The sequence below is a fragment of the Rhizobacter sp. genome, assembly GCF_035702065.1.
GTDB lineage: Bacteria > Pseudomonadota > Gammaproteobacteria > Burkholderiales > Burkholderiaceae_C > Rhizobacter.
The window spans coordinates 1-11306 of sequence record NZ_DASSRA010000152.1; the positions used below are offsets into that span (position 1 = coordinate 1).

Sequence of the window (11306 nt, forward strand, 5' to 3'; positions counted from 1 at the left end):
GTGGCGCCCCGCGCGCACCGATTCGGCGATTGCCGCCAACTGGCGGTGCAGACGTGGGGCTTCGGCCCGCTCGTCACTGCCGAGGTAACCGTTGCGCGACGATAGCGCGAGGCCATCCGGTGCCCGCACCGTGTCGCAGCCGATGATTTCGATCGGCATGGCAAGTTCACGCACCATGTTGCGGATCACCATCAGCTGCTGGTAGTCCTTCTTGCCGAACACCGCCACCGCCGGTTGCACGATGGTGAAGAGCTTCATCACGACCGTACTCACGCCGGTGAAGAAGCCGGGGCGGAAGTGGCCCTCCAGGATCTCGGCCAGTGCCGGGTCGGGCTGCACCTTGAACGCCTGGGGCTGCGGGTACATCTCGCGCTCGTCGGGCGCGAAGACGAAGTCGCAGCCGGCACCGGCCAGCAATTCGGCATCGCGTTGCAGGGTGCGGGGGTAGCGGTCGAAGTCCTCGTGCGGCGCGAACTGCAGGCGGTTGACGAAGATGCTGGCCACCACCGGGAGGCCGTGCTGCTTGGCCTGGCGCACCAGGGCCAGATGGCCTTCGTGCAGGTTGCCCATGGTGGGCACGAAGGCGCAGGCCTGCGGCCCCGGCAGGGCGGCGCGCAGGTCGGCGATGGTGTGCAGGATCTGCATGGTGAAGCGATCAGTAGGCGTGGACTTTGTCGTCGGGGAAGCGGCGGGCCTTCACGTCGGCCACGTAGCGCGTGATGGCGGCCTCGACCGAGGGCGCGCCGTCCATGAAGTTGCGCACGAAGCGCGGCAGCTTGCCTTGCGTCACGCCCAGCATGTCGTGCAGCACCAGCACCTGACCGTCGCATTCGACGCCGGCGCCGATCCCGATGGTGGCCATGCGCACTTCCTTTTGCACAGCCCGCGCCGCGGCGGCGGTGACGAGCTCCAGCACGCACAGGGCCGCGCCCGCGTCCGACAACTCCTTGGCATGCCTGACCAGCGTGGCCACGGCCTCGTCGCCCTTGCCCTGGATGCGGTAGCCGCCCAGCGCGTGCACCGACTGCGGCGTGAGGCCCAGGTGGGCGCACACCGGCACGCCGCGGTCGACGAGGAAGCGCACGGTGTCGGCCGTCCAGCCGCCGCCTTCGAGCTTGACCATCTGAGCGCCGGCCTGCATCAGCGCGGTGGCGGTGCGCATGGCCTGGCTGGTCGACTCCTGGTAGCTGCCGAAGGGCATGTCGCCGATCAGCCAGGCGCTGCGGTTGCCGCGCGCCACGGCTCGCAGGTGGTAGGCCGTCTCTTCCACCGTGACCGGCATGGTGCTCTGGTGGCCCTGGATGACCATGCCCAGCGAGTCGCCGACCAGCAGGCAATCGACGCCGGCGCTGTCGAGCAGCTTCGCGAAGCTTGCGTCGTAGCAGGTGAGCATCGTGATCGGCTCGCCAGCCGCCTGCATCTCGCGCAGGCGGTGCAGGGTGACGGGCTTGCGGCCCGCGGCCGGTGCTTCGGTGGGGTGGCTGCTCATGACGTCTTCATGCCGAGCTTGCCGAGCAACTGGCGGTCGGCCTCCACGTCGGGGTTGCCGGTGGTGAGCAGCTTCTCGCCATAGAAGATGGAGTTGGCGCCGGCCGCGAAGCACAGCGTCTGGATGGCCTCGCCCATCTGCTGGCGGCCGGCAGACAGGCGCACGCGGGCGGTCGGCATGGTGATGCGTGCCACGGCGATGGTGCGCACGAACTCCAGCGGGTCCAGCTTGGCCTCGCCGTGCAGCGGCGTGCCTTCGACCTGCACCAGGTTGTTGATGGGCACCGACTCGGGGTAGGGGTCGAGGTTGGCCAGGGCGGCCACCAGGCCGGCGCGTTGCGTGCGCGTCTCGCCCATGCCGACGATGCCGCCGCAGCACACCTTCACGCCCGCGCCGCGCACGCGCTGCAGCGTGTTCAGGCGGTCTTCGTACTGGCGGGTGCTGATGATGTCGCCGTACTTGTCGGGCGCGGTGTCGATGTTGTGGTTGTAGTAGTCGAGGCCGGCTTCCTGCAGCTGCTCGGCATGGCCGTCTTCCAGCATGCCCAGCGTGGCACAGGTCTCCATGCCCAGCGACTTCACGGCGCTGATCAGCTCGGCCACCTTCTCCACGTCGCGGTCCTTGGGGCCGCGCCAGGCGGCGCCCATGCAGAAGCGCGTGGCGCCGGCTTCCTTGGCGCGGCGCGCGGCGTCGAGCACGGAGTCGCAGTCCATCAGCTTGCCGGCCTCGACGCCGGTGTCATAGCGCGCGGCCTGCGGGCAGTAGCCGCAGTCCTCGGGGCAGCCGCCGGTCTTGATCGACAGCAGGGTGGACAGCTGCACTTCATTCGGGTCGAAGTGCTGGCGGTGCACGGTCTGGGCGCGGTAGAGCAGTTCGTTGAAGGGCAGGGCGAACAAGGCCTCGACCTCGGCCACCGACCAGCGCTCGGGTGCCTGCACGGGCGGGCTCTTGCGGGCGTGGATCTGAACGGCTGCTTCTTGCATGGACTTCTCTCCTCGGTCGAACCGGTTGCGCGCGCCAGGATGGCGCTGGTGGTGCAGGGTCAGGGGTGGGTCAGGCGGGCTGGTAGGCCAGCCGCACGTAGATGGGCGCGAACGCTTCGGCCTGCGTCACTTCGAGCAGGTGCTCGCGCGAGAGTTCGAGCATGGCGATGAAGGTCACCACCAGCACCTGCGGGCCGCGGGCCACGTCGAACAGGTCTTCGAACAGGGCGAAACGCTTGCCCTGCAGGCGGCGCAGCACGATGCTCATGTGCTCGCGCACCGAGAGCTGCTCGCGCGTGATGGTGTGGTGCTGGTTGAGCTTGGCGCGCTTCAGGATGTCTTGCCAGGCGGCACGCAGTTCGTCGGCGTCGACGTCGGGGAAGCGCGGCTTGAGCGACTGCTCGATGGTGACCTGGGCGCGCAGGAAGTCGCGCCCGATCACCGGCAGCGCATCCAGTCGCGCCGCGGCCAGCTTGATCTGCTCGTACTCCAGCAGGCGGCGCACCAGCTCGGCCCGCGGGTCTTCGGGTTCTTCGCCCTCGGCCACCTTCTTGGGTGGCAACAGCATGCGCGACTTGATCTCGATCAGCATCGCCGCCATCAGCAGGTATTCGCTCGCGAGCTCGAGGTTGGTCTTGCGGATCTGGTCGACGTAGGCCAGGTACTGGCGGGTCACGCTGGCCAGCGGGATGTCGAGGATGTTGAAGTTCTGCTTGCGGATCAGGTAGAGCAGCAAGTCGAGCGGGCCTTCGAAGGCCTCGAGGAAGACTTCCAGCGCGTCCGGCGGGATGTACAGGTCCTGCGGCAGGGCGAAGAGCGGTTCGCCATACAGACGGGCCACGGCCACGTGGTCGACCACGTCGGGGACGGTGGCTACGTCTGGCGTGTCGGGCGCCATCACCTCGGTACTCACGGTCGGCTCAGACAGTCAGCTCAGCGCTTGGTCTGGTAGACGTAGGGCTGCTGATCCACGCGTGCATCGCGGTAATCGGCCTGCGCCTCCAGGTCAATGGGCTTGTCCCACAGCAGGGCGCGGCCCTGGCGCTGCTCTTCTTCCAGCGTGGGCTTCTTGGCCTTGAGATCCTCGATGAACGAGGTGACGTCGGATTTGTAGGCTTTCCAGAACAGCGGCATGGTGGTCGTGTCGAGCGGGAGAGGCGCGATTTTAACGGCCTCAGGCTTCCGTTCGACGCACACTCTCAGCCTGCTTGAGGAACTGGTTGGGTTCACCCACGACCCATCGGGCGAGTTGATCGAGCAACTCGGATCCCACCAGATGGGCGGGGAAGTCGGCAGTTACCGTCTCAAGAGCATCGAAATTGGCAATCTGGAAGCGTAAGTGGCCCTCATCGTGGTTGGGCAGGACGCGCACCATCATGGTGATGTCGGCGGTGAAGGTGAAGCGAACCTCTTCGAGCCGCCCGCTTTGCTGATCACGAACCCACTGCGTATCAGGTGAGATGCCGGCTTGGCGCAGGCGCGATTCGAGACGTTCGATCTCGGGCGGGAAGTCCTTGCTCATGCTGAGCTTGCGGCTTGTCTTCTGCAGCCCATGCAGGACGACGTGGTCAAAGACCTCCTGGCCTCTGTGCTGCTTGCGGCGTGCGTCAACCCGGAAGTCGCAGCGCTTGAGGCCGTCGATGGTGTTGGCCTTGTCGAGCAAGATGCGCAGGGGCGGCGTGGGCTGCAGGACGTTGAGCTGCTGGGCCAGTTCCATGAAGTACTGCAGCACGCTTCTGCACGCCCCCTCGACCAGCGCGGCATTGCGGGCCAAGGCTGCCGTGTCGATCGTCTGCTGCGTCTTCAGCGCATCGGCCTGGCGCTTCAGGTCGTCGAGAAATCCCACGAAGTTCTCCCCTTTTGTAGGGCGAAAAGGATAGCTCAGACAGGTTCGTTAGCCCGGGCGAGCGCAGCCCCCAGATGGGCGGTGAAGTTGGTTTCCCCGAACTCCGCGTCCAACCCCGCGGTGTGGATCAGGGCCCGCGGCTGCTCGTTCAGGTCGCACAACACCAGCCGCACACCCTGGCGCGCCAGGCTGCGGTGCAGCTGCATCAGGGCGTCGAGCCCGGAGTTGTCCATGGACACCAGCTGGTGCGCCTCCAGCACCACGGCACGGGTGCCGTCGGGCAGGGCCTGGGCGATGGCTTCGATCTTGCCGACGGCCCCGAAGAACAGGGCGCCGTAGAGCCGGTACACGCGCATACCGGGCGGGCTGTCGGGGGCCAGGTCGGCGCGGAAGGTCATGCTCATGCGGTAGATGAAGAAGCCGCAGGCCAGCACCAGGCCGACCTGCACCGCCACCGTGAGGTCGAACACCACGGTCAGGAAGAAGGTGCCCAGCAACACGGTGCGGTAGGGCACGCTGAAGCGGCGCAGCCGGGAGAATTCATGCCATTCGCCCATGTTCCAGGCGGCGAATAGCACGATCCCGGCCAGCACGGCCAGCGGCACGCTGGCGGCGAGTGGCGCAGCCACCAGCACGATCACCAGCAGGGTGACGGCATGCACGATGCCCGCCACCGGGCTGGCCGCACCAGCCCGCACGCTGGTCACCGTGCGGGCGATGGTGCCGGTGGCGGGCAAGCCGCCGAAGAACGGCACCACGAAGTTGGCCACGCCCTGCGCCATCAGCTCCTGGTTGGGGTCGTGGCGCGGCGGGTCGATCAGGTTGTCGGCAATGCGCGCGCACAGCAGCGACTCGATCGCTCCCAGCAGCGCGATGGTGAGCGTGGGGAACACCAGTTCCTTGGCGCTTTGCCAGCTGAAGGGCGGCAACTCCAGCGTGGGCAGGCTTTGCGGGATGCCGCCGAAGCGCGTGCCGATGGTTTCCACCGGCAGCTGCAGCCCCCAGGCCAGCAGCGAGAGCAGCACCAGCGCCACGATGGGCCCGGGCACGCGCGCGGCCGTGCGCAGCGTGCGCCCTTCCAGCAGGGCGGGGGGCAGCACCGAGTTGCGGGCGAAGAGGCGCGGCCACCCGAACAGCAGCAGCACGCACAGCGCCCCCAGTGCCAGCGCGTAGGGGTTGAAGCTGCCCAGGTGCGTGGCGAGCGCGTACACCTGCGCAAAAAAGTCGCTCGGCAGCTTGTCGACCTGCAGGCCCAGCAGATCCTTGAGCTGCGAGAACGCGATCAGCACCGCAATGCCGTTGGTGAAGCCGATCACGATGGTGACCGGGATGTAGCGCACCAGCGCCCCCAGCCGGAACAGCCCCAACAGGAACAGCAGCACACCCGCGAGCGCAGTAGCGATCAGCAGGTTGGTCAACCCGTAGCGCTGCAGGATGCCGTAGACGATCACGATGAAGGCGCCCGCCGGCCCGCCGATCTGCACACTGGAGCCCCCCAGCGCCGAGATGATGAAGCCCGCGATGATGGCCGTGAAGATGCCTTGCTCGGGCTTCACGCCCGAGGCAATGGCGAAGGCCATGGCCAGCGGCAGGGCCACGATGCCGACGGTGATGCCGGCGCCGAGGTCGGCAATGAAGCGTTGCCGGTCGTAGCCCTTCAGGGCATCGAGCAGGCGAGGACGGAACCGGGCCAGTTCCATGCCCATGAGGCGCCAGCCACTCACCGTGTGGCGCTCCACGGCGACACGAAGCGCTCGTTGACATCGCGCCACAGTGGCTTGAGGCACAGCAACAACAGCAGCAGGGCCAGCGGCACGGTGGTGATGTAGCCCACCCATTTGAACCCCAGTGCACCGATCAACCCACCGACGAAGAAGCAGCTGATCAGCAGGCCGTGAGTGCGAAGGCGTTCGCGGTTCGCACGCACCTGGGCAAGGGCTTCATTGCGGTTCACATACAGCAGTTTGCCGAATTCGATGCCGAGGTCGGTGGCCAGCCCGGTGACGTGGGTCGTTCGGATCTCGGCCCGCGAGATCTTGGTGATCACGGCATTCTGCAGGCCCATGATGAAGCACAGCAGCAACACCGTGGCAGGCAGCAGAAGGGCGGAGTGCAGGCCCAGGCTGGCACCCAGCAGGCCGAACAGCATCAGAAAGCCCGCCTCGATCAGCAGCGGCAGGCTGTAGCAGCTGTGCAAGCGGCGGCGCTGGCCCCAGTTCACCAGGAGCGCAGTGCACATGGCACCGGCGATGAAGGTGGCCAGGGAGGCCGCCGCTGCGCCCGCCAGGCGCCACTCACCCAGCACCAGGTGGTCGGCGGCGGAGGACACCACGCCGGTTGTGTGCGAGGTGTACCGCCCCACGGCCAGAAAGCCCCCGGCATTCGCGGCACCGGCCACGAAAGCCAACGTGGCACCCAGCCGCAGATTGGTTCGCGGCGTTCGCTGCGCGTCAGCCCACCCTCGGATGATCGGCAGCATGCAGTCTGTCTTGTGCTGTGTCAGCGAACGCGCAGCCCGGGCGTGGCACCGGGCCAGGGTTCCAGCACGTAGAGGCCGGGGTTGGCCTTCTCATCGGCGTGCGAGGCGGCGAGCACCATGCCCTCGCTCACACCGAACTTCATCTTGCGCGGTGCGAGGTTGGCCACCATCACGGTGAACTTGCCGATCAGGTCCTCGGGCTTGTAGGCGCTCTTGATGCCGCTGAAGACGTTGCGTGTGCGGCCTTCGCCCACGTCGAGCGTGAGGCGCAGCAGCTTGTCGGAGCCAACGACCTGCTCGCAGTTGACGATCCTGGCGATGCGCAGGTCGACCTTGGCGAAGTCGTCGACCTTGATCTCGTCGGCAAGCTTCTCGCCACCCGGCGGAGGCGCTTCGACCACAGCAGGCTCGAACAGGGCATCGAGCAGCTTGGGGTCGACGCGTTGCATCACGTGCTTGTACTCGCCGATGGTGTGCGCACCCAGGCCGCGGGCTGCGTCCGCAAAGCCCAGCGGCTGCACGCGCAGGAAAGTCTCCACCTGCGCCGCCAGCGCCGGCAGCACCGGCTTCAGGTAGATGGTGAGCAGGCGGAAGGCCTCGATGCACACCGTGCAGACGTCGTGCAGGCGCGCGTCCATGCCCTGCTGCTTGGCCAGCTCCCAGGGCTTGTTGGCGTCGACGTACTCGTTGACCTTGTCGGCCAACGACATCACCTGGCGCAGCGCCTTCCCGTATTCGCGCGTCTCGTACAGCTCGGCGATGGGCTCGCGTTCTGCGCGCAGTTGCGTGAGAAGCGCTTCGCCGTCGGCGCCGATCTTGCCCAGCTCGCCGTTGAAGCGCTTGGTCAGGAAGCCCGCCGCGCGGCTGGCGATGTTGATGTACTTGCCCACCAGGTCGGAGTTGACCCGTGCAATGAAGTCATCCGGGTTGAAGTCGATGTCTTCCACGCGGCCGTTGAGCTTGGCGGCGATGTAGTAGCGCAGCCACTCGGCGTTCATGCCCAGCTGCAGGTACTTGAGCGGCGACAGCCCGGTGCCGCGGCTCTTGCTCATCTTCTCGCCGCCGAGCGCGAGGAAGCCGTGCACGAAGATGTGGTTGGGCACCTTGCGGCCGCTGAAGTGCAGCATCGCCGGCCAGAAGAGGGTGTGGAAGGTGATGATGTCCTTGCCGATGAAGTGCACCTGCTCCACGTCCGGGTCGGCCATGAAGGCTTCGAAGTCGCGGCCGGTCCGGTCGAACAGGTTCTTCAGCGAGGCGAGGTAGCCGACCGGCGCATCCAGCCAGACATAGAAGTACTTGCCCGGCGCATCGGGGATCTCGATGCCGAAGTAGGGCGCATCGCGGCTGATGTCCCAGTCGGCCAGGCCCACGTGGCCTTGCTCGTCGACGGCGAACCACTCCTTGATCTTGTTCAGCACCTCGGGCTGCAGGCGGCCCGCGCTGGTGGTCCAGTCCTTCAGGAAGTCGATGCAGCGCTGCGACGAGAGCTGGAAGAAGTAGTGCGAGCTGCTCTTGAGCACCGGCGTCGCGCCGCTGAGCGCCGAGAACGGGTTCTTCAGGTCGGTGGGCGAATACACCGAGCCGCAGACCTCGCAGTTGTCGCCGTACTGGTCCTTCGCGCCGCACTTGGGGCACTCGCCCTTGATGTAGCGGTCGGGCAGGAACATGTTCTTCACGGGGTCGAAGAACTGTTCGATCACGCGCTCGGCGATCAGGCCCTGCTTGCGCAGCGCGCGGTAGATGTCCTGCGCCAGCGCGTGGTTCTCGGGGCCGTCGGTGGAGTGCCAGTTGTCGAAGCCGATGTGGAAGCCGTCGAGGTACTGCTTGCGGCCGGCGGCGATCTCGGCGACGAACTGCTGCGGCGTCTTGCCGGCCTTCTCGGCCGCGATCATGATCGGCGCGCCGTGCGCGTCGTCGGCGCAGACGAAGTGCACTTCGTTGCCCACCATGCGCTGGAAGCGCACCCAGATGTCGGCCTGGATGTACTCCATCATGTGCCCGATGTGGAAACCGGCGTTGGCGTAGGGCAGGGCGGTGGTGACGAAGAGCTTGCGGGTCATCGGGCGGCTCGGGGCAGGGGAAACCTCGAATTCTAGGCGCCCATCCCCCAGAGACGCATGGGGGGGAAGGCCTGCGCGCTAGACTGGCACGGCCTCTTCTCCCTCTGCACGCACCCATGGCCCTCACTGAAACCGCGCTCCTCGACGCGCTGAAAACCGTCATCGACCCCAACACCGGCAAGGACTTCGTCAGCACCAAGCAGCTGAAGAACCTGCGGATCGATGGGGGCGCCGTCTCGTTCGACGTGGAGCTCGGCTACCCCGCCAAGAGCCAGGTCGGCGCGTTGCAGGCTGCGCTGGGTGCAGCGGCGAAGTCGGTGCCCGGCGTGACTGCCGTCGATGCGCGGCTGGCCAGCAAGATCGTGGCCCACGCCGTGCAGCGCGGCGTGCAGCTGCTGCCCAACGTGAAGAACATCGTCGCCGTGGCCTCGGGCAAGGGCGGCGTGGGCAAGAGCACCACCGCCGTCAACCTGGCGCTGGCCCTGGCCGCCGAGGGCGCCAGCGTGGGTGTGCTCGACGCCGACATCTACGGCCCCAGCCAGCCCATGATGCTGGGCCTGTCGGGCCGGCCGCAGAGCGCCGACGGCAAGACCATGGAGACGATGGAGAACCACGGTGTGCAGGTGATGTCGATTGGCTTCCTGGTGGAGCAGGACAACGCCATGATCTGGCGCGGCCCCATGGCCACCCAGGCACTCGACCAGCTGCTGCGTCAGACCAACTGGAAAGACCTCGACTACCTGATCGTCGACATGCCGCCCGGCACCGGCGACATCCAGCTCACGCTCAGCCAGCGCGTGCCGCTCACCGGCGCGGTGGTCGTCACCACGCCGCAGGACATCGCCCTGCTCGACGCCAAGCGCGGCATCAAGATGTTCGAAAAGGTGGGCGTGCCCATCCTCGGCATCGTCGAGAACATGGCGGTGCACGTGTGCTCGAACTGCGGCCATGCCGAGCACATCTTCGGCGCCGACGGTGGCAAGCGCATGGCCAACGACCTGAACATGGACTACCTGGGCGCGCTGCCCCTCAGCATGGCCATCCGCGTGCAGGCCGACTCGGGCACGCCCACGGTGGTGAGCGACCCCGGCAGCGAAGTCGCCATGCTCTACAAGGCCATGGCGCGCCAGGTGGCGGTGAAGATCGCGCAGCGCAGCAAGGACTTCTCGTCCAAGTTCCCCACCATCACGGTGTCGAAGAACACTTAGGGCTTGAAGGGGACGAAGAGCGGCGGCAGCTTGATGTCGACGCCGTCTTGCGCGCCCCGCTGAGCCAGGTCGGCCATCACCGCGTCGAAGTCGTCCAGCAGCAGCGGCATGGCCTGCAGCGGCTGGTCGAGCGGCAGCCAGAAGTTGTCCCAGTGCGTGGCGATCACGCGCTTGGCGCCCACGGCCTTCACCGTCTCGTTCCAGTAGGCCGCGCGGTAGGCGGCGTCCTTCTTGCCCAGTGTGCCGGTGCCCAGGAACACCGTGTCGGCATGCAGACCGGCCAGCGCGCCCGGCACGAATCCGGCACTGCCTTGCACCAGAAAGCTCGCGCCCGAGGCGTGGGTCACGGCGATGGACCAGACCGTGCCCTCGCGGTAGGCGGTGGCGCGGGCCGGCGGCACCACGGGGGCTTCGATGTTCTCCACCGACGTGCCGTCGCTGTACGGCGTGGGGCTGTGTCGGCTGGCGATGAAGCGCAGGCTGAACTTGCCGAGGGTCACCAGCTCACCCGGCTTCACCCGTTTCATCTGCTCGGGTGCGAGGCCGAGCCCGCGGCCGATCTGGAGCGACGACTCCGAACCGATCAGCAAGGCGCCGGTGCGCTGGGCGACCAGGGGCGAATCCATCGCGTGGTCGTAGTGCGAATGCACCGGGATGACGGCGGCCAACCGGGTCACGCCCAGCTGCTTGAGCGCGGTGTCGATGCGGGCCGCGTCGGGCCCGATCTTGCCGGTGAAGGTCTGCCTGGCGCTTGGCCGCGAGAAGAAGCCGTCGGTCATCCACATGGTTTCGCCATCGTCGAACACCAGGGTCGAGACGCCGCCGAAGCGCACCCGCACGCCGTCGCCCTGCGTGGCCTCGGGCAGGGTGAGCGTGCGGTACGGCGCCAGCGAGGGATGACGCTGAGATTGGACGGCGACAAAAGCCACCCCCAGCGCAAGCAGCACCAGCAGGCCGGCGCCGATGCGCAGGGCGACCCGTCGCAGCCTCATTTGGCGGCAGCCGCCTTCAGGTCACGGATCACGGTCGGCCCGGTGCGGCGCTCGATCTCGGCCAGCATCTCCTTGCCCCAGCCCAGCGCGAAGAGCGCCTCGCCGGTCACGAACATCGGGCCGACCATCAGGCCGATCAGGTCATCCGCAAAGGCGGGCTTGCGGCCTTCGTAGTAGTGGCCAATGAACTGGATCACCCAGCCGACGAAGAAGCTGCCCGCGCCCCAGGCCAGCCAGCTGGCGGTGCTG

At 67.2% G+C, this 11306-nt stretch carries 12 protein-coding genes; 1 reads left to right on the forward strand and 11 read right to left on the reverse strand.

The genetic code is table 11. The annotated features are described in order from the left end of the window. From panC to metG, 9 genes are all read right to left on the reverse strand, one after another. The coding region (gene panC / locus VFL64_RS07215) for a pantoate--beta-alanine ligase (RefSeq protein ID WP_489539697.1) at nucleotides 1-645 on the reverse strand (645 nt) is incomplete at its 3' end. A 10-nt stretch (nucleotides 646-655) separates the two neighbouring features. After that, a complete protein-coding gene (panB, locus tag VFL64_RS07220; protein WP_489539698.1) occupies nucleotides 656-1489 on the reverse strand; it encodes a 3-methyl-2-oxobutanoate hydroxymethyltransferase in 834 nt (277 codons plus the stop codon). Further along, nucleotides 1486-2472, reverse strand: a complete 987-nt coding sequence (gene bioB, locus VFL64_RS07225; RefSeq protein WP_489539699.1) for a biotin synthase BioB — start codon at nucleotides 2470-2472, stop codon at nucleotides 1486-1488. Before bioB ends, panB begins: the two co-directional genes overlap by 4 nt. A gap of 70 nt (nucleotides 2473-2542) precedes the next feature. Further along, nucleotides 2543-3370, reverse strand: coding sequence for a segregation and condensation protein A (locus VFL64_RS07230; protein ID WP_489539706.1), 828 nt, complete (start codon nucleotides 3368-3370; stop codon nucleotides 2543-2545). A gap of 35 nt (nucleotides 3371-3405) precedes the next feature. Continuing rightward, the gene (locus VFL64_RS07235; protein WP_489539700.1) at nucleotides 3406-3606 is read right to left on the reverse strand and encodes a DUF3460 family protein; all 201 of its coding nucleotides are present in this window, start codon (nucleotides 3604-3606) and stop codon (nucleotides 3406-3408) included. A 40-nt stretch (nucleotides 3607-3646) separates the two neighbouring features. After that, nucleotides 3647-4318 carry a hypothetical protein gene (locus tag VFL64_RS07240; protein WP_489539701.1) on the reverse strand — a complete coding sequence of 224 codons (672 nt, stop codon included), beginning with the start codon at nucleotides 4316-4318 and terminating at the stop codon, nucleotides 3647-3649. Nucleotides 4319-4353: 35 nt separating this feature from the next. Further along, nucleotides 4354-6018 (reverse strand): SulP family inorganic anion transporter, encoded by a 1665-nt coding sequence (locus VFL64_RS07245; RefSeq protein WP_489539707.1) that lies wholly within the window; start codon nucleotides 6016-6018, stop codon nucleotides 4354-4356. Between the two features lie 20 nt (nucleotides 6019-6038). Further along, nucleotides 6039-6794: a YoaK family protein gene (locus VFL64_RS07250; RefSeq protein WP_489539708.1), complete on the reverse strand. Its 756-nt coding sequence runs from the start codon at nucleotides 6792-6794 to the stop codon at nucleotides 6039-6041. Nucleotides 6795-6817: 23 nt separating this feature from the next. Further along, on the reverse strand, nucleotides 6818-8857 hold the full coding sequence (gene metG, locus VFL64_RS07255; protein WP_489539702.1) for a methionine--tRNA ligase: 2040 nt from the start codon (nucleotides 8855-8857) through the stop codon (nucleotides 6818-6820). Nucleotides 8858-8973: 116 nt separating this feature from the next. Between metG and apbC the strand changes: the two genes are divergently transcribed. Further along, nucleotides 8974-10065, forward strand: coding sequence for an iron-sulfur cluster carrier protein ApbC (gene apbC, locus VFL64_RS07260; protein ID WP_489539703.1), 1092 nt, complete (start codon nucleotides 8974-8976; stop codon nucleotides 10063-10065). On the opposite strand, the gene VFL64_RS07265 is transcribed toward apbC, so the two are convergent. Next, nucleotides 10062-11057, reverse strand: coding sequence for an MBL fold metallo-hydrolase (locus VFL64_RS07265; RefSeq protein ID WP_489539704.1), 996 nt, complete (start codon nucleotides 11055-11057; stop codon nucleotides 10062-10064). The two genes, apbC and VFL64_RS07265, sit on opposite strands and share 4 nt — an antisense overlap. Next, the coding region (locus VFL64_RS07270) for an Mpo1-like protein (RefSeq protein ID WP_489539705.1) at nucleotides 11054-11306 on the reverse strand (253 nt) is incomplete at its 5' end. The genes VFL64_RS07265 and VFL64_RS07270, both read right to left, overlap by 4 nt.